Below are 19088 nucleotides of genomic sequence, written 5' to 3' on the forward strand. Positions count from 1 at the left end.
ACACTTTTCATGCATTATATAATTTGGGTCTTAAAAAATTATTAAATCTTTTTTAAAGATTTCGACTTTATAACTCAATAGAGAAGAAAAGATGAAAAAATTATGTGTAGCGTTGGGCCTTGCAATTGGAAGCATCCATGTAAGTTATGCTGAACCAACAGCAACCCCGCAAGTACCAGGATATTATCACCATCAATTTGGAAACTACCGCGTAACTTCTTTGCTTGATGGTACGATTTATTTAAATCCTGATTTATTCAAAAACTTAAATCAGGCCCAGAAAACTAAAATCTTAACTAAATATGCTGCTGTTAATGAGAAAGGGATTCAAACCTCGGTAAATGCATTTTTAGTTGATGATGGAAAAAGTTTAACGCTTGTAGACAGTGGTGCAGCAAGTTGTTTTGGCCCGCAACTTGGTTCGATTGCAAAAAATATTGAATTGGCAGGTTATAAGCTTGCTGATGTAAAAACTGTCTTACTTACTCATCTACACCCAGACCATGTGTGTGGTATTGCTCAAAATGGAAAAGCTGTATTTCCTAATGCAACTGTATATGCACATGAGCGTGAAGCTGATTACTGGTTAAATCCAGCTTCTGAAAAAACAGTACCAGCAGACAAAAAAGAAAATTATTTGGGTACTGTTAAAAACGTAAAAACTGCTCTTGCTCCATACCAAGCAAAAAAAGCATTCAAGACATTTAAAGATGGCGACGTCATTCAAGGTTTTGAGGTAATCGATACGCGCGGTCATACACCAGGTCATCATAGCTTCCGCTTAAAAAGTAATGATCAGCAAATCATTTTTGTTGGAGACATTGTCCACTCACATTCATTGCAATTTGATGCTCCAAAAACTGGGGTAGATTTTGATGTGAATTCTGAGCAGGCGATTAATACACGTTTAAAAATGTTTGCAGAAATTTCAAATAAGCAACAATGGGTGGCCGCACCACATTTACCATTTCCGGGCATTGGCCATGTTTATAAAGTAAATGCTGAGCAATATCAGTGGATCCCGCTCTATTTTGATAATGTTGTAGAGAAATAAAAAAAACAGGGCATTTATTGCCCTGTTTTTTTATTAGAAACTTTATTTATTTTGCAGCTTTTTCAAAATTAATAACGGCTTCACGGCCAAGTGCTGGGTCATCTGTAAAGACACCATCAACACCTGCTTTGAAATAGGCTTCAAACTCTTTTAAAGCACCAGATGGACAGCGCTCCGCTGGTTTATCTTGACTACATTTTAAAGGTGTTGGTAAATAATAATTTTCTGGGCGGAAAGTATAAGGATGTACTTTCAAGCCAGCTGTATGTGCATCAGTAATAAACGAAGTCGTTTGAACTGAGCCATTGTCATTAAAGTTAAGAATATAGCCTTTGCTTGGCCCTACACCGTTTGCATATTTAGCCACGTCTTTTAAACCTTGTGCTGTGGCTAAATCGGCATAAGTTTTAGTTTCGCCAGATTCAACGAAGTCGGCTGGTTGCGAAGTTTTAGCGTCATATAATTGAATGATTTGTGCATGTTTAATCGTTTTATGAAGATCAAGCTGATCTTTTAAATATTTTAAATTACTCACTTCAAAAGACTGTAAATAGACTGGTGCAATATCACGTGTATATTCGTATTTAGCTAAGGTTTTAAGAAGGGTATCTTCCATTGCCAGTTTCTGGTTTTTAAAGTAAGTCGGATGTTTAGTTTCAATATATAAACCAATAATTTTTCCCGTTTTCTTATAATTTGCTTCAGCCAGTTCAATCACTTGCTCTAGAGTCGGGACAGGGTAAAGATCATTATAGGCTGTGTTTGCTGGTCGGAACTCTGGAATACGTTCACGCGCTTTAAGCTGCTGTAATTCACTTAAAGTGAAGTCTTCTGTAAACCAGCCTGTTAAGTCTTTACCATCAATATTTTTTGTTGTTTTACGATCTGCAAACTGGCTTAAAGTGCTTACATTGGTTGTTCCACCAATCTCATTTTCATGGCGAGTAACCAATACGCCATCTTTTGTAGAGACTAGATCAGGTTCAATGAAATCTGCACCATCATCAATCGCTTTTTGATATGAAGCTAATGTGTGTTCAGGACGCAAAGCGCTCGCGCCGCGATGTCCTACCACTAAAATTTTTGGAAGTTGATATTCTGGTGTGGTTGGTGAGTTTTCAGTTTTATCGTCATCATTACAACCAACCAAGCTAATTAAACTTAAGCATAAAAGTGCTCTTTTAAACATAATTCTACTCATATTGTTTTAGTCGAAACGTATTTAGTCTGATGATTGAACTTGACGTGATCATGAAGAATTCATGAATTTTCAGTGACACTTATTAAAACCTTGTTTATGGGTTTGTAGGAAATGCCAGTTCTTGCTTTGTTTTTGTTCTAATTGCATTTATTGTGTTAATTCTACTTGTCTTTTTTATATCGCTCGTTGATGATCAAAAGGGCAAATTTGGTATTGCCATCTGTTAATTGACGACCTAATTCTGAGCAACCATGCTATCTAAATTTTTTATTCAGCGTCCCATTTTTGCCAGTGTACTAGCAATTATTGTTATGGCATTTGGTATTTTCTCGGTGCTGAATTTACCCGTAGAGCGCTATCCTGATATTGCCCCTCCTAAAATTACAGTCTCGGCAAGTTATAGTGGTGCGGATGCGCAAACGGTTGAGCAAAGTGTTACTCAGATTTTAGAACAACAAATACAAGGTATTGATAATTTACTTTATTTCAGCTCTACCAGTGATTCATCTGGACGTAGCCGAATTACCATTAGTTTTGATAATGGAACAAATCCAGATACAGCACAGGTCCAAGTACAAAATAGTATTAGTGGCGTCATAAGACGTTTACCCGATGAAGTACAACGCCAAGGGGTGACCGTGAGTAAGTCACTCGGCGATACTTTTATGGTGGTAGGTTTATATGACTCTACAGGTAAATCGGGCAATATTGAGCTATCGGACTATTTAACTACGCATGTGGTAGATGACCTGAACCGTATTGAAGGGGTGGGTGAGTCAGATGTTTTCGGTTCGCAATATGCTATGCGAATCTGGCTAAATCCAGAGAAATTAAAACAATATAATTTAATGCCAAGTGATGTAGCGAATGCAATCACTGCTCAAAATACACAAGTTGCCGCAGGTGCAATCGGTGATTTACCTGTCATTGATGGACAATATTTAAATACTAAAGTCACCGCAGGGTCTCGACTAAAAACAGTCGAAGATTTTAAAAATATTGTAGTGAAAGCAAATCAAACAGCGAGCTATGTCTACTTAAAAGATATTGCTAGAGTCGAGTTAGGTGCAGAAAATTATCAGTCTTTTAACACTATTAATGGTTATCCGGCTGCTGGTTTAGGCATTTCACTATCTTCTGGTGCAAACGCAATTCAGACCTCTAAACTCATCCATCAAACTTTAGATCAGCTTAGAACGAAGCTACCTGCTGGTTATAAAATTGTTTATCCACGAGATAATACGCCGTTTGTTCAAGAGTCTATTAAGGAAGTTGTAAAGACGCTTATTGAAGCCATTATTTTAGTTATTTTGGTGATGTTCCTATTCTTGCAAAGCTGGCGCGCTACACTCATTCCAAGTATTACTGTTCCTGTTGTTATTTTGGGAACTTTTGCTGTTTTATATGTACTCGGTTTTAGTATTAACACCTTAACGCTGTTTGCATTAGTGCTCGCGATTGGTTTGCTTGTAGATGATGCGATTGTAGTGGTTGAGAATGTTGAGCGGCTCATGCATGAACAGCATTTAACACCAAAAGAAGCAGCCATTGAGTCGATGGGAGAAATTAGTGGTGCCTTAGTCGGAATTACATTGGTTTTAACTGCTGTTTTTATTCCAATGTCGTTTTTAGGTGGTTCAATTGGCGTGATTTACCGTCAGTTTTCCATTACCTTAGTTGCCGCTATGGCGTTATCACTCGTTGTGGCATTAGTCTTAACACCTGCTTTATGTGCCTTAATTTTAAAACCGAATCCGGAGCCTATGCGCTGGGCAGTTTGGTTTAACAAAAAAATTGATCAACTTAAAAATCAATATATCAAGATCGTCCAAACAAGCATTCGCTACAGTAAATCGGTTATCGTAATTTTTGTGGCTTTGATTGCTGTTTTTGCACTGTTCTATAGTGGTTTAAAAAGTGGATTTATTCCTAAAGAAGACCAAGGCATTTTGAGCGTTCAAATTAAGCTTGTTGATAGTGCGCCAATCTCTCAAAGTCAAAAAATTGGAGAACAAGTCCGTCAATATTTCTTAACTCAAGAAGATAAGAATGTGGATCTGGTTTTGATTCGCTATGGCCGAAATTATTCTGGTACAGGCCAGAACTTGGCTCAGGGATTTATTGCCTTAAAACCTTGGGATGTACGTACAGGTAAGGAAAATTCGGCTGACGCTATACAAAAGCGTGCGATGAAATATTTTAGTCAATTTAGGAATGCACAAATTAATGTGACTTTACCCGCTTCAGTCAATGGTTTGGGTCAAACCGATGGTCTGGATTTATGGATTCAAGATTTAAATGGGCAAGGACAAGATTTTCTAGATAACACGTTCCGTCAGTTGCAAACGCAGAGTAAAAGCTATTCAAGTTTTGAAAACTTTGATAAGCAATCTACTAACAGTAAAGCAAACCTCAATATCAAAATTGATCAGAAACAAGCATTAGCAAATGGATTAGAACTACCCGCGATTAACAACACCTTATCGAGTGCATGGGGTGGAACGTATGTAAATGACTTTATTGACCGTGGTCGTATCAAGCGCGTTATGATTCAAGGTGATGCGCAGTTCAGATCAAAACCGGAAGATTTATATAATTGGTCTGTACGTAATAACCAAAATGAAATGGTACCTTTTAGCTCATTTGCTAATTTCAGTTGGGGCGGTGCTCCTGAAATCGTAAAACGCTATATGGGTTATAGTGCCTTGCAGTTACAAGCCGATGTTGCAAGTGGTAGCAGCTCGGGTCAGGCCATGAAAGATGTTGAACAACTTGTAAATCAGCAAAAGGATGTTGGCTTAGCGTGGACAGGTCTATCTTTTGAAGAGCAGAAGTCGACAAATCAGGCCGTCTGGTTATATTTAATCTCAGCAGGCTTTATCTTCTTATGTTTAGCTGCACTCTATGAAAGCTTGAGCATTCCGGCTGCGGTGATGACCTCTATTCCGCTTGGTGTAGGAGGAAATATCATTTTCTCTTATATTTTTGGTCTCCCAAATGATGTGTATTTTCAAATTGCGCTATTAACCACAATTGGATTGTCTTGTAAAAATGCAATTTTAATTGTTGAGTTTGCCGCTTTGGCTCAGGAAAAAGGTAAGAGTGCCATTCAGGCAGCTTTAGAAGGCGCGAGCTTACGTTTAAGACCGATTTTAATGACATCTTTGGCTTTTGGTGCAGGTGTAATTCCTCTTGTGTTTGCACAAGGTGCAGGAGCTGTAAGCCGTCAAGAAATCGGCATTAGTATTTTAGGCGGCGTTATGTTTGGTACAGTACTGGTTCTTTTCTTTATTCCAGTCATGTACGTGTTACTGCGTTCGCTGTTTAGATCGAAAGCTACTAGTTAAAAGTAAACAATTTAAAAAAAGGCATCAAATCAAGTATATTAAGATTAACTTCTCTTTGTATATTTGATTTAAATGCCTCAAGAAAAAAAATTAACAGAGCAACAAGTCATCGCACTAGAACGAGATCTGGCCAAGTTTGCAACCATGATGGATAGTGCGGTTCGTATTCCTTTTACAAAGCAGGGTATTGGTGCCGATGCTGCACTAAGTACTATTCCGATTGCCGGTGACGTCGCTGGTTTCGCATTAACCTGTTATGCCATCTATAAAGCTAAACAAATTGGTGTGCCTCAACATAAGCTAACGCCAGTCATCAAACTCGCTGTTGTAGATGCTGTAGTAGGTTTTGTTCCTGTGGCTGGGACTATTTTTGATATTTTTATAAGACCAAGTCGAAAAGCATTAGATGTAGTGCACACGCATATACGCGAAGAATATGCGATTCAGAGTGATATTCATGTCGTTCATCCGTACTTACATGAAAAGCTCGAAAAGAAGCAGCAGAACTCAGCTTTCTGGCGTAATCCTGTTGTCAGTTGGTTATGGTTGCATATTCCCGATTTAGTAGGTGCATTAGTACTCCTTTTAATTGGCTTAGCTGTGTGGTGGGGTGCAAGTTACCTTTGGGGTCTCTATCAAACCATGTAATAAAAAATAAAGCCTCCATTTGGAGGCTTTATTTTTACATTAAACGTTTTATGGACAATCTAATTGATGTAAAGCTGCCACACGCTGTTCAATTGTTGGGTGGGTTTGGAACAAAGCAGCTAAGCTGAAACCTTGTTCTTTACCTTCCGCAATTGCGAAGGCTTTCATTTCTTTTGGCATTTGATCTGGCATTTCTGTCTCAGCTTGTAGACGTAATAATGCAGAAATCATTGCTTGTTTACCTGCTAAACGTGCACCTGCTTCATCAGCACGGTATTCACGATAACGAGAGAACCACATCACAATGGCAGACGCGAGAATACCAAAGACGATATCCAATACGATGGTAATAATGAAGTAACCCATACCAGGGGCTTCATCGTCTTGACGACCAAAGACATTACGGTCGATAAAGTCACCAACGACACGAGCAAAGAACATAACAAAGGCGTTTACAACACCTTGGATGAGCGCTAGGGTAACCATGTCACCATTCGCAACGTGACCAATCTCGTGCGCAAGCACAGCACGTAGCTCATCTTTGTTCATACGCTCAAGTAAGCCAGTGGAAACGGCAACTAAGGCATCATTTTTGTTCCAGCCCGTTGCAAAGGCATTGGATTGATATGATGGAAAAATACCAACCTCTGGCATGTTAATACCAGCACGTTGAGAAAGTTCAGCGACTGTTTGCAATAACCAGCTTTCAGCTTGGTTACGAGGAGCATTCGGGTCGATCAGTTCTGTACCAGTCGTTTTCTTAGCCATCCATTTTGACATGAATAACGAGATTAAAGATCCCACCATACCAAACACAAAACAGATCACTAAAAGGTTGCCTAGATTCAAGCCACCCGCGCCATGGTAACTACCGACACCGAAGAGTGACAAAATAATGCCAGCTACAACCAGTACCGCGAGGTTGGTAAGCAAAAACAAACCAATCCGCATCATTGAGAAAATCCTCTTATAAATAAAATGTTATCTGATTTATAAACTCTAAATCATGCAGCTAATATGCGGGGCTTAGGAGAAAAATTCAAGAAAAAAATAAGGAATTGATACATTCTTTCACGTAGCAGAATGTACCTAAATTTAAAGAATAATTGGCTAAATTCATCAAAATGGTAAAGATCAGGTAATAGATCATTACAATTTAAAACACAGAGAATCGGTTGAATAGAACTGTTGGTAACTATTCTTCTTCATTATTTATTCAATTCGTATATGGGCAATTGCAGTGGCATTGTTGGTGACATAAGTACCCGTTGGTGCATCTGTATAGGTGCCGTCAGATAAAGTTACGATTTGACGAGAAGATGAATATTTCGGTGATTGAGCCCTGATTTGAGCTGTTGTATTCTCTGCCAAATTAGAAGAATGAGTTACAGTTTGTGCTGAACTATTCGTAAAAGATGAAAGGCCTGCACCCGATGCATATAGGTTTTGATAGCGACTTGTGACACGGCGCACGTAATCTTGTGTTTCACGGAAAGGCGGGATGCCACCATATTTATCGACATTACCTTCACCTGCATTGTAAGCTGCAAGTGCCATTTGTGTGTTTCCATTAAAACGCTTAAGCAACCAGCTTAAATATTTGGCCCCAGCAAAAATATTTTGTTGCGGGTCATAAGCGTTAGAGACATTAAAACGACGTGCAGTCGCAGGCATTAGCTGCATTAAGCCTTGAGCACCTACTGGCGAACGGGCTCTTACGTTAAATCCTGACTCGGTGTGCATAACGGCTTTAATTAGACCTTCTGAAACACCATGTTGTTGTGCAGCTTGTCTAATAATATGGTCGAAAGCATTTTTATTCTTATTGTAGCTTGGCAGAACAGAAGCTTCAGATGCTCCCCAGTTTGTATAGTTGTGAATATTGCTATCGGGATAATAGGTTACTTTTACTTTTTTTAGAGATTGGTCATAGCTTTTTCGGTTGGTGAGCAATGTACTACCGTTTTTATCTTGGTAAATATACATTTGACCTGCTGAACTCGAAGTTATGCCGACCGCAAAAGTGGTCATCCCCAGCAAACAAGAGACAATAAATTGAACCGAATTTTTCATTTTATGTTATTCACAATTTTTAGGTACTCAAAACTTGCAAAAGAGTTTATCAAAAAATATTACTTAAAGAAGATTTGTGTAATTTTTTTTATTTCGACTCTTTCAAAAAATCAAGCTGATTTGTTCGAATGCTCATCAAAAAAAATTAAAATTTTTTTTTAAAATGATTCTATTGACATGGTTAACTTATTGATTGTTAATAATAAAAAACATTGGTTAAAAAATGATCAATTTAAAGAAAACCCTTAACAGAAGGCCAAAACAGTTTGTCAAGTACGAAGAAATCCACAATTTTATCCACAGGTTTTGTGGAAAACTGTGGAAAAGTCCAAAAAGTAAGCATTTTGCACAAAATTTGAACGCTATAGTCAAAATTAGAGTGTGTCTTTTGCATCATGCACGAGCAATGTGACGACTTCAAGAATTGAAACTATTCTTTTGATGCGATTCTCTTCTGAATCATATAAAATTGCGCGGTATTTTTATTTATGGGTATATCTCGTCTATGTACGCGCCAGTTGAGTCCAATCAGGGATTTAATTTTAAGCCTGAACTTCCAACAAGCTCGGCCTATTACCGTTTGCTCAAGAAGCTTCGCCGTCAAGTTGGGCATGCTATTCGTGACTTCAATATGATTGAAGATGGCGATAAGGTCATGGTGTGTGTGTCTGGTGGTAAAGACAGTTATACCTTGCTCGATATTTTGTTGCAGTTTAAGCGTATTGCACCAATCAATTTTGAGGTGGTTGCGGTTAACCTTGACCAAAAACAACCAGGCTTTCCTGAAGATGTTTTGCCTCGTTATATGGAAGAGAACAACATTCCATATTACATTTTAGAAAAAGATACCTATACCATTACTAAACGCTTAACACCTGAAGGTAAAACCTACTGTGCAGTGTGTTCACGTTTACGCCGTGGTTCTTTATATGGCTTTGCACAAGAGATTGGTGCGACTAAAGTTGCGTTAGGTCACCACCGTGATGACATCATTGCAACATTCTTCTTGAATTTGTTCCATGGCGGTAGCTTGAAGGCGATGCCTCCAAAGCTTTTATCGTCAGATAAAAAGAACATTTTGATTCGTCCTTTGGCATATGTTGAAGAAAAAGACATTATTAAATATGCCGAGATTCGTCAGTTCCCAATCATTCCATGTAACCTTTGTGGTTCGCAGGAAAACCTACAGCGTGCCATGCTTAATGAAATGCTACGTGAATGGGATAAACAATATCCGAAGCGCTTACACAGCATTTTCGGTGCGTTGCAGAACGTATCTCCATCTCAGTTAGCGGACCGTGAGCTGTTCGATTTCGAGGCTCTAGACTCTCAACGCGAGTTGGATATTAAAGATCCGGAAGAGCTTAAGAACCGTTTAGATGTCGTGAACTTAAGCTTTGCTGCTGAATAAACGCTAGCATAAAGAATGTTAAAGGCACTTTATAAATAAGTGCCTTTAATGTATCAAAATACTAAAAAATGAATGTTCCGTACAAAAAGTCATAGCCCAAAATTTAAATTACATGCTATAACAAGCCACAAGCAGAATTGCTTCACATGATGTTGTCTGGATAGACAACCAGAGAAATTGAACAAATAAATTTGAGGAAGAATCATGCCTGCATTTTTAACTGAAGATTGGTTTGCGACTGTCGAAAAATTAACTGCTGAAGCAGGTGATCTTAATTTGCCGCCCGCTCTTGCGAACTTGGCAATTAATTTAGTGGTTACAGATGCTTCTGGAAATACCGAGTTAGCTTTAGATGGGGGTAAAATCCAAAAAGGTTTGTCTTCAAATGCCAAAACAACTTTAAATATGGATGCTGAAACTTTACGTAAAGTATTCTTAGAGTTTGATATGGCTGCTGCTATGCAGGCATTCATGACTGGTAAAATTAAAGTTCAAGGCGACATGTCTCAATTAATGGCTTTACAAACAGCTAAGCCAAGCCAAGAACAAAAAGATTTGTTTAAGAAAGTATTAGAGCATACTGCTTAAATCTAAAAGAATTCAAATAAAAAGCTTACCCAAAGAGGTAAGCTTTTTATTTGTACAAACAAAGAATTTATCAACTTTTAAAAATAAAAATTAGATATTGATTCGTGTTTGCGCCGTTTTGATATGTTCAAGATAAGCACGGATACGAGTGACATATTGAACTGCTTGCTTATATCGACCATTTCGCGTTTTATTGCTTTGCAAATAGTCATAGAGATTGACCCATTTATTCGGATCCTTCCCTTGAGATTTCAAACGCTTCTGAATCTGACCGACCGCGCCTGGTCCCATGTTATAGGCTACAAGTGCATACCAGTTCCGATCAGGGAACGGAATATTATCAAATTCGGTTAGCATCAGATCGTAATACTTCGCGCCGCCCTGAATACTCTGAGCAGGATCGCTACGATTACTTACACCCATTGCTCGAGCAGTGCTATTGGTTAACATCATTAAGCCGCGAACACCTGTAGGAGAAACAGATTCTGGCTTTAAATATGATTCTTGATAACCAATTGCGGCAAGTAAATGCCAATCTAGATCATACTTCGCTGCGCTTTGCTTAAAGCTCGCTTTGTAAATCGGTAAACGTGTGCTTAAGTCACGTTGAATGGTTGACCATGCTTCTGGTTTCACCACATTGCGGTTATAAAAAGAGGCAAGCTGTTGGGTCACACCATTTTGCTTACTTTGGCATACAAAGCCGCTGGCGGTCTGTGTGAGTGGGTCATCAGCCTGTTTAAATACCCAACTTAACTCAGGATTTAAGCCATTTTTTTGCAAATTTGCTGTGTCACCACAACTTGCAGAAAACGACATTAAACCTTTGTTTTCGATTGTGCTTAAACCCGCTGTAGTCATCGCAAAGTTTGCTTTACCTTGCTGAACCCATCTAAGTGCAGTGGCATTGTCTGCCACGATTTTAAAGTCCAGCTTTACATTTAGGTTCTGTGCATAGTTACGTGCTAAGTCGTAACCAAAACCGTGTAAAAACTGATCTTCTTTGAAAACGGTTGTCGGACTTTCTACCGCAACAACAGTTAAAGTGTTTGTGTTAACTACAGTATTGTACTGTAGGGTTTTTCCTGCATTAAGACTATGAAATGGAAAAAACATAGTACTGAGTGCAAGAGCTTTTAACGGGAGAGAAGAAAATAAAGAGTTAAGGCAAAGCCTCGACCCAGAACTTGAATTACTGTGCATGTTGTCTCCGCTACAGATAATTTATGCCCTAAAAGTCAGACAAAAAGCTGCCATAACTTCTAAAAGTTGATAAATTCAATAAGGGGTGGGCAGTCATGACGTCATTCAAAATGACATGAAATGAAAAAACAAACTGTGTAGAAAATCTACATAGTTTTCGAATGGGTTAAAAAATGCTCAACATTTAAACTGCGCGCATCATAATATTGAAAAAAAGTAATGTCAAATTTTGTACAATTAAAACTTCGATATATCATCATAAACACATGAATTTCTTAAGGAAGAAAATTTATACACTTCTGATGTGAGAAAATAGGGTATAAAATGCTACATCTTGTAAGCGATATGTTGTTGAACAGTGGTTTTTTATCATGAAATCTAACTTAATCACTCGGTCAGGGCATGACAAATTAGTTGCTGAATTAAAACAACTTTGGCATGAAGAACGACCGGAAATCACCAAAAAAGTAAACTGGGCTGCAAGCTTAGGTGACCGCAGTGAAAACGCGGATTATCAATATAATAAGCAGCTCCTCAGAAAAATTGATCGACGTGTACGTTATTTAGGAAAACGCTTAGAAGAATTAAAAATCGTTGATTACTCACCTGAGCAAGACGGCAAAGTTTACTTTGGTGCTTGGGTCGAGATTGAAAACGAAGAAGGTGAGCAAAAAACTTTACGTATTGTTGGAATTGATGAAATTTATGATCATCACCCTCAACATATCTCTATTGAGTCACCTATGGCTCGCGCATTGCTAGGCAAAGAAGTCGATGATGAGATTGAAGTACACACGCCATCTGGAAAAAAGCTATGGTATATCAATACAATTCGCTATGAAAAGACGGAAAACTCAGAAATTTAAATAGATTTGTGTTTATTTTGAGCGGTTGAATTAAAAATTAAATAAAAGATTTGCCAACTTCAAATTTTATTTATATTATAGCGCTCGTTGGAAGCGTGGCAGAGCGGTTTAATGCACCGGTCTTGAAAACCGACGAGGGTGTGAGTCCTCCGTGAGTTCGAATCTCACCGCTTCCGCCAAATTCTTTAAAAGCCCTTGTTTATGACAAGGGCTTTTTTTATATCTAATAATTTAAAATACTATATTATTTTGCTTAAATCCTGCTATCAAATTCTTAAAATTTCATATAAATCAAATAAGTATACATTTTAATTGAAATTAATATTTTTTTTATTTTCAATGCCTTATCAATTAATTCACTATATATCAGAATCGAACAAGTTATTTGTAGAATATTCACTTATTGATATATGATGATCCAATATTTAGAAACTGATTCAAAACGTGATTCTATTGTTCAGCGAGCAAGATCAAGGAAGAAATAAGGCTGAATTCAGGCTTCTAAACCCTTATATATCTGGAAATTACTTCCAGCCAAATATTGTATTTTGACCCAATGGTTAGGAATGTCTCTCTATTTTGTAGAGTAAGCATTTCCTATTTTAGGATGTATTTATGAAAAAATTATTTAGTGTCCTGTTCGGCGCATCTGTTCTCACACTGTCGGCATGTAGCAAACAACCTGCGCAAACTGAAAATACAGCTGAAAACAAAACTGAGTCAGTTCGAACAATTAAACTAGTTTCAACAGGTTCGGATACTGATGTGTGGAAATATGTTGCGACGCTTCCTGAAACTAAAGAAGCTGGTATTAAACTTGAAGTGACCAATCTGACTGACTATGTTGTGCTTAATACATCAGTTGCAAATGGTGAACAAGATGTAAATGCATTCCAGTCATTTAACTATTTGGCAGCTTATAATGCTTCAAATAAGGCTAAAGTTGCTGCTGTTGCCACAACTTACTTAGAACCAATGGGTATTTATGCAAATAAAGTTAAATCTGTTGAAGAGTTCCCACAAGGCGCGACCATTGCGATTCCAAACGATACTGCCAATGAAGCTCGTGCATTAACTTTATTGCAGTCTGCGAATCTGATTAAACTTAAGCCGAACTTTGATCCTGTAAAAGGGACGACTAATGACATTGCTGAAAACCCTAAAAATTTGCAATTAAAACCAATTCAAATGACTACAGCAGTCCGTGTTAAAGATGATGTAGATGCAATTGTATTGGGTAATACATTGGCACTTGAGGGTGGCTTAAATGTAATGAAGGATTCTATCTTCCGTGAACCTATTGATCAGTCTACAAAGCTTTATGTGAATTTGTTAGGTGTGGCTGAAGCGAAGAAAAATGACCCGATCTATACCAAACTTGGTGAACTTTACCACTTACCTAAAGTTCAAAAGTTTGTGAGCGATAAATTCGGTGGAACAAAAGTTGAAGTAAACAAACCTGTTTCTGAATTTGAGGATGTTAAGTAAGTAATTATTTGATTTTAAACTATTTTTTTAAAGCTAAGTCCTAGTTGTCGGGCTTAGCTTTTTTCCTATTGGGATATTTTATTTAACTAAACGTTCTGCTTCTTTATATTGAATCACTGTATTATTTGGACTGTTTGGTGCTTCAATTATCTCTACTGGAATAAATCTAATTTGAGCAATAGTAGATTTTTTATTTGAATCTTTTGGTAACAATTGATTAAGTCTTTTAATATCAGATGCTGTTGGAGGAGTATCTCCTCGAATTACTATACGAACGAGAGTAAAAGTATTCCGTTTATCGAACTGAATTGTATCGACAACATTATTGTTAATATTAAAAAATGCATTAACATTTGATTTTACTTTATTTTCATAAAATTGTTTATTTAGCATATGTGTAAAATTGAATGTTAAATAAACCGCTAAACCCACTAAAAAGAATAAGCTAACTATATTTCTTTTTATAAATTCGAAGACATTACTTTTCACTTCAGTATCAGAACCTCGGCGAAAACCGGCAATCCACAACACCAGTGAAGAACTAACTTGAATGGCAATAATATTTGTTATAGCTAAAATCAGTGCATTTGCAGCACTTTTCCATTCTAAATGAGCAACTAAGATACCACTTGCAACTAACGGTGGAACTAAAGCGGTTGCCACAGCCACACCTACAACAGCAACAGAAAGTCGTGGTGATATAGAGGCGAAAGCGCCTGCTGCTCCACCTGCAAGAGCAATCATGAGGTCCATTATAGTAGGTTGTGTTCTAGCTAAAATTTCGCCAGTAATTGGTATATTTATATTAATGAGTCCCAAAATAATACCAATCGAATAAATCATTACTAAGCCTAAAATAAGAGTTAAGAATGATGTTCTAAATAAAATCCATCTATTATCAATGAATGACAGAGCTATTCCTGAAATGGGGCCAAGCATCATTGCGACTAGCATTGCACCAATAACTACAGCGGATGAATCTGCGAGAAGACCATATCCTGCTATGATCGCTGCAAGCGCATTCATTATAAAAAATGTCTTACTGGGTAAAGCATCTGCTTGAATATTTAAGCGGACATTTTTGTGATCAATTTTTTTTGTATTTGCTCTAAGCGCCTGTTTATACCTCAGTTTTTCTTTTAGAACTTCGTATTTTTGGTGACCGGATTTTTCTTCTACAATGATTGTAGCATCATCTTTTTTTTCCATATCTAAATTCTATTTGGTAGTTTATTTATTAAACTTTATTATTAAAAAAATAGAGAGAAATCAAGTTTTTCTAAATTTAATAAGGTCTATTTATTTATTGTGTTTCATAATAAAAGGCTCTTAACAGACGTAAGAGCCTTCTAAAAAAGCACACTATTGAGATACAATTAATGTAATGGATAGATTAAAAGAAATGACTAAAATATATGAAAATCGGGTTCTTATGATCTAATAATAATTTTAAAGCCATACATAAACTTATCAATATTAACAAAGGCTTAATCACTCTTGATCCAAATCTTACAGCAAATTTTGCGCCAATCGAAGCACCTATAAAAGCTCCACCAGCCATCACTAAAGCGATTGGAAAAATGACGTATCCTTTAATAATGAAAATAGATAAAGAACCTAAGTTACAGGCCACATTTGCTAACTTGGTATAAGATAAGGCACTCACTAACTTAAAACCTAATAATAGTACAAATGCAACTATAAAAAATGAACCGACTCCAGGGCCAAACACTCCATCATAAAATCCTAGTAATGGGGCGACTAGAAGTGCAAATAGAAAATAAGGAACCAGCGGTTTTTTGTCTACATCACTTAGTTTTGGTGAAAAAATAAAATATAAGGCTACTAGAATTAAAAGTATTGGAACAATAGTTAAAAGTACATTTTTAGGCATGAGGGTAACTGAAAGTGCCCCTAATGTTCCTCCTAAAAAAGACATACAAGCTATAGGCATCGCTTTACGCCATTCGATTAGCCCTTTTCTTGCGAAACTAATAGTTGCTGAAAGTGTTGCAGAGGCCGCTTGTAATTTATTGGTTGCTATTGCAGATACAGGAGGGACGCCTGATAAGAGCAATGCAGGTAGAGTGATTAAGCCACCCCCACCTGCAATAGCATCAATAAATCCAGCTACCATAGCCACTAAGCCTAAGATGAGTAGGATTTCAAAATTCAATTTATTAGCCTTTAACAATAAGAGGATTTTTTTGCACTAGAATATAATCAAGATTTTTTCTATAACCAAATAAACGAACTAATGTTCTTCGATTATCTTTAATAATATCTCTACAATGTAAGCATAAACTATTATTAATAATTAAAACTGTATGAGGATCCAAATGAATAGGATCAACAATACTAGCTTGTCGAATAATAGATTCAAACTTATAAAAAGCATTTTTAATTTTTAAAGAGGCATTCTCATTTGGAGTGAATCTATATGAATTATATTTCATGGCTATATAACCATATTTATCTACTTCTAAGATAGAAACATTTTCTCCACCTGATCCTTGACCCTCATTAAATGTTTCACTTCTGGTAAAGTTAAAACTTTCAGTAGTTAAAGCCATTGTCTCTTCAAGAGTTAATTGACTTAATATTCTTGATATAGGAATTAAGCTGGTAGGTTCGTTTAAGGGATTCCACCTTGCTGTTAAAATTAAAGAAGAAGGAGCCGGTGAATGATTATCAACGACTTTAGTAACGGTGTGATAAGGAGCTTCGGTATGTGCAGTTAATTCTATACCTGAATGTGAACTCTTATCTGGTTTCTCATTTTCAATTTTTGTAACTCCACCACCTTTTAAGTTTGCAACAATTCTAACGATTTTACCTAAGTTATCTATATCAAATGCGAAAGCATCTTCCTCTAGAAGAGCCAATATTATTTGTTCAGAAGAAGCTAGCGTTAGTATATCTATATCTTTTTCGAGTATTTCGAGTGAAGGGAGTTGTGTTGATTGAGTAATATCAATTTTACTACGATCTAATTTTTTAATATTTAGCCCTTCAAGAACTAGATAAGGTATTTCTCTATGAATATATTTGTCTAAAATACTTTTTTCATATGAATTTAATTTTGCGATTAGTATTTCCTTAAACGCCAGAATCTTTTCTTGAGTATGTAACGAATCAGGACCTCCTAATAGTGCCAATTCATAAGACATTTCACTAATTAGATTGGAAACCTCGGAAGAAAGATGAAGATGATAAGTTTCTAAGTTCTTAACTATTTGATTCATGGCTAGTTTATTGTGATTAAAATTCTGCTAAAGACTAGATTGTCTTCTTTTTAAAATCAATATTTTTTTAAATATTATATTTTTTTATATTTTTTATGAGATAATGATCTTTATTTTTCTCAATTATTAAATTAAAATTAGCTTTTCGCACAGAAATTTTTTTAAATGCTTGGACTATCTCATAGGGGATTGGGGAGTACTTAGTGGCACCATTAATTTCATAAAGTCCTTTCGACTTTCCATTATTAGTTTTTACTCCATCCAATTCACCATAAACGATTAATACATCTTTTCTATAATTCATTAAGAAATGCCAAGTTGTTGAGGAATAAAAACTATATGGTTTAGATATTTCATTCTTAAATTCATTTCCATATGCTTTATTTACTGCTTGATCTGAGTATATAGCAGGGCATAATAGAACCAATTTCTCTATTTCAAATTCTTTCGCTAAATTAATTGCAATATAACCACCTAAACTATATCCAATAACAATATCTACCTTTTTTAAAAGACTATAAAAAGTCATACTTTCATTTATATTTTGAGATAATGATGATTTTGTTTTACTTGTAGTATTTAAACCACTTAAATTAAATGAAAGAGTTGCAATATTTTTCTTTCTAAGCAGATCTTCTAATGGGCTTAAAGAGCTTAAATCAGAGTTGCCTCCATGTATAAGTAGAGCTACTTTTTGGGGATAGCCATCGCAGTAATTAAATTTAGCTTCTAATTCATAAGTATCGAAATTATGAATAAAAAAGAAACAATTCTCATTTTTCGTAGATTTATAATTTTTTAGCTCATGTGTGGGCTGGCTTGTTACTTTAGAAATGGTATTTTTAAGATATCTATGAGCAATTGATATCTTATCTTGTTTTTCCATGATTGATTATTCCTGATAGAAGTGTTAAGGATTTTATTGTTTATAAAATAAAATTTAAATAAATTAAAATAAAAGGATTAACAACTCTATTAAATTTAATTTTTTGCACGTTTATACAAGCTTTCAATTGTATATTTTATATATATCTTTGATATCAGAAAGGTGTATCTTTTTCGTATTGTAATAAATTAATTTATTGACTAACCATTTCTATTTTTTAAATATAGGTATATACAATTTTCTTATCATTCCTCCCTAGAAAAATATGAAGTTACAGATTTAAAAATTATGATACCAGTACAGCCATTCTCTTTTTTTGCAATTTTTCTGTTGTTTATTATTCCATTGATTGGTGTTGTACTAACACTAGGCTTGTTGGTGAAATTAATATTCTTGTGGCGAAATAGGGCTCAAAAGCCCGTTAGTTTTTTTTCTCGAAAGACATTATTCATTACGCTGTTGGCATTGATATGTGATCTGTGGGCTGTTTATCTATTTTATATGATTGCATCGGTAAAGTATGAGTTCGCACTTGAGCAGCATTATAAAGAAAGTCGCAGCCATTTCGTTTTATCTCAAAATGCCCAATATGGAGAACTGCTGATTCCCAAAGGGAGTTTAATTAGTCGTTACGATGCTTTTGACAACGGTGAGCCTCAATTACCCTTGAGTTTACGAGGATTACAGGCGGTACGTTTCCCTCATCCTGTAAAAGTCGCAGGAATGTGGGTAACTGCGATGGAACCTCCTCGAATGGAATTGGCATGGGATCAGCAAATAGGGCCCGTCATGCGCTTTGACCCTAATGGGGAAAATGGTTATGGTAAATGGGTTTACGACACAAAGCGTCCTACAATTGCCTGTTCTCGTGGAGACATCGTGTTACTTGAAATTCCATCGATTCATTATGATATTGCAAAAGAATTTGGTAAACCTGAACCCGATGGACCTAATGCGCGTTTTCGCCCGAGTGAGTGGGGTGTTCAACAATGCGAAAAAGGTCAGGGACCAATTAAAGTTAGTCCTGCATATACGGGGACTGCACCAAAGAAACCTTGGTTTCAACCTTACTGAAAAG

The 19088-nt window shown here is 36.3% G+C and carries 16 protein-coding genes and 1 tRNA gene; 9 read left to right on the forward strand and 8 right to left on the reverse strand.

From position 1 onward, the window contains the following. The first annotated feature begins 91 nt into the window (after positions 1–91). Positions 92–1054 carry an MBL fold metallo-hydrolase gene (locus MKX14_RS00190; protein WP_046813449.1) on the forward strand — a complete coding sequence of 321 codons (963 nt, stop codon included), beginning with the start codon at positions 92–94 and terminating at the stop codon, positions 1052–1054. Between the two features lie 46 nt (positions 1055–1100). Here MKX14_RS00190 and glpQ read toward each other — a convergent pair whose 3' ends face one another. Beyond that, on the reverse strand, positions 1101–2243 hold the full coding sequence (gene glpQ / locus MKX14_RS00195) for a glycerophosphodiester phosphodiesterase (RefSeq protein WP_240281483.1): 1143 nt from the start codon (positions 2241–2243) through the stop codon (positions 1101–1103). Positions 2244–2506: 263 nt separating this feature from the next. Between glpQ and MKX14_RS00200 the strand changes: the two genes are divergently transcribed. After that, positions 2507–5602 carry a multidrug efflux RND transporter permease subunit gene (locus MKX14_RS00200; protein WP_240281484.1) on the forward strand — a complete coding sequence of 1032 codons (3096 nt, stop codon included), beginning with the start codon at positions 2507–2509 and terminating at the stop codon, positions 5600–5602. 72 nt (positions 5603–5674) lie between these two features. Next, positions 5675–6250, forward strand: a complete 576-nt coding sequence (locus tag MKX14_RS00205) for a DUF4112 domain-containing protein (protein ID WP_060464891.1) — start codon at positions 5675–5677, stop codon at positions 6248–6250. 48 nt (positions 6251–6298) lie between these two features. Here MKX14_RS00205 and htpX read toward each other — a convergent pair whose 3' ends face one another. Next, on the reverse strand, positions 6299–7204 hold the full coding sequence (gene htpX, locus MKX14_RS00210; protein ID WP_016146201.1) for a protease HtpX: 906 nt from the start codon (positions 7202–7204) through the stop codon (positions 6299–6301). A gap of 258 nt (positions 7205–7462) precedes the next feature. After that, a complete protein-coding gene (locus MKX14_RS00215) occupies positions 7463–8323 on the reverse strand; it encodes a lytic transglycosylase domain-containing protein (RefSeq protein WP_240281485.1) in 861 nt (286 codons plus the stop codon). A 505-nt stretch (positions 8324–8828) separates the two neighbouring features. Between MKX14_RS00215 and ttcA the strand changes: the two genes are divergently transcribed. Both ttcA and MKX14_RS00225 read left to right on the forward strand, forming a co-directional pair. After that, positions 8829–9734, forward strand: a complete 906-nt coding sequence (gene ttcA, locus MKX14_RS00220) for a tRNA 2-thiocytidine(32) synthetase TtcA (RefSeq protein ID WP_002118895.1) — start codon at positions 8829–8831, stop codon at positions 9732–9734. Positions 9735–9938: 204 nt separating this feature from the next. Then, the gene (locus MKX14_RS00225) at positions 9939–10322 is read left to right on the forward strand and encodes an SCP2 sterol-binding domain-containing protein (RefSeq protein ID WP_002118641.1); all 384 of its coding nucleotides are present in this window, start codon (positions 9939–9941) and stop codon (positions 10320–10322) included. Positions 10323–10412: 90 nt separating this feature from the next. Here the strand turns inward: MKX14_RS00225 and yfhD are convergent, their stop codons facing one another. Further along, complete coding sequence (gene yfhD / locus MKX14_RS00230; RefSeq protein ID WP_240281486.1) at positions 10413–11525, reverse strand: transglycosylase SLT domain-containing protein; 1113 nt, start codon at positions 11523–11525, stop codon at positions 10413–10415. Positions 11526–11896: 371 nt separating this feature from the next. On the opposite strand from yfhD, the gene greB reads away from it, so the two are divergent. The 3 genes from greB to plpA all read left to right on the forward strand — a co-directional run bounded on the left by greB (position 11897) and on the right by plpA (position 13879). Continuing rightward, positions 11897–12391 carry a transcription elongation factor GreB gene (greB, locus tag MKX14_RS00235; RefSeq protein WP_002118865.1) on the forward strand — a complete coding sequence of 165 codons (495 nt, stop codon included), beginning with the start codon at positions 11897–11899 and terminating at the stop codon, positions 12389–12391. Between the two features lie 89 nt (positions 12392–12480). After that, a tRNA-Ser gene (locus tag MKX14_RS00240) sits at positions 12481–12570 on the forward strand. Between the two features lie 436 nt (positions 12571–13006). Next, on the forward strand, positions 13007–13879 hold the full coding sequence (gene plpA / locus MKX14_RS00245; RefSeq protein ID WP_046813551.1) for a MetQ/NlpA family ABC transporter substrate-binding protein: 873 nt from the start codon (positions 13007–13009) through the stop codon (positions 13877–13879). A 78-nt stretch (positions 13880–13957) separates the two neighbouring features. Here plpA and MKX14_RS00250 read toward each other — a convergent pair whose 3' ends face one another. The 4 genes from MKX14_RS00250 to MKX14_RS00265 form a co-directional block, all read right to left on the reverse strand. After that, a complete protein-coding gene (locus MKX14_RS00250) occupies positions 13958–15088 on the reverse strand; it encodes a DUF389 domain-containing protein (RefSeq protein ID WP_108011565.1) in 1131 nt (376 codons plus the stop codon). 184 nt (positions 15089–15272) lie between these two features. Beyond that, on the reverse strand, positions 15273–16016 hold the full coding sequence (locus MKX14_RS00255; RefSeq protein ID WP_046813553.1) for a TSUP family transporter: 744 nt from the start codon (positions 16014–16016) through the stop codon (positions 15273–15275). A gap of 43 nt (positions 16017–16059) precedes the next feature. Continuing rightward, entirely contained in the window at positions 16060–17124 is a 1065-nt protein-coding gene (locus MKX14_RS00260) for a hypothetical protein (RefSeq protein ID WP_108011562.1), read from the reverse strand. Between the two features lie 67 nt (positions 17125–17191). Beyond that, positions 17192–18010, reverse strand: coding sequence for an alpha/beta fold hydrolase (locus MKX14_RS00265; protein WP_240281487.1), 819 nt, complete (start codon positions 18008–18010; stop codon positions 17192–17194). A gap of 330 nt (positions 18011–18340) precedes the next feature. On the opposite strand from MKX14_RS00265, the gene MKX14_RS00270 reads away from it, so the two are divergent. Continuing rightward, entirely contained in the window at positions 18341–19084 is a 744-nt protein-coding gene (locus MKX14_RS00270; protein WP_240282002.1) for a hypothetical protein, read from the forward strand. The last annotated feature ends 4 nt before the right edge of the window (positions 19085–19088 follow it).

Source organism: Acinetobacter pittii (genome assembly GCF_022449185.1).
GTDB classification, from domain to species: Bacteria; Pseudomonadota; Gammaproteobacteria; order Pseudomonadales; family Moraxellaceae; genus Acinetobacter; species Acinetobacter pittii_I.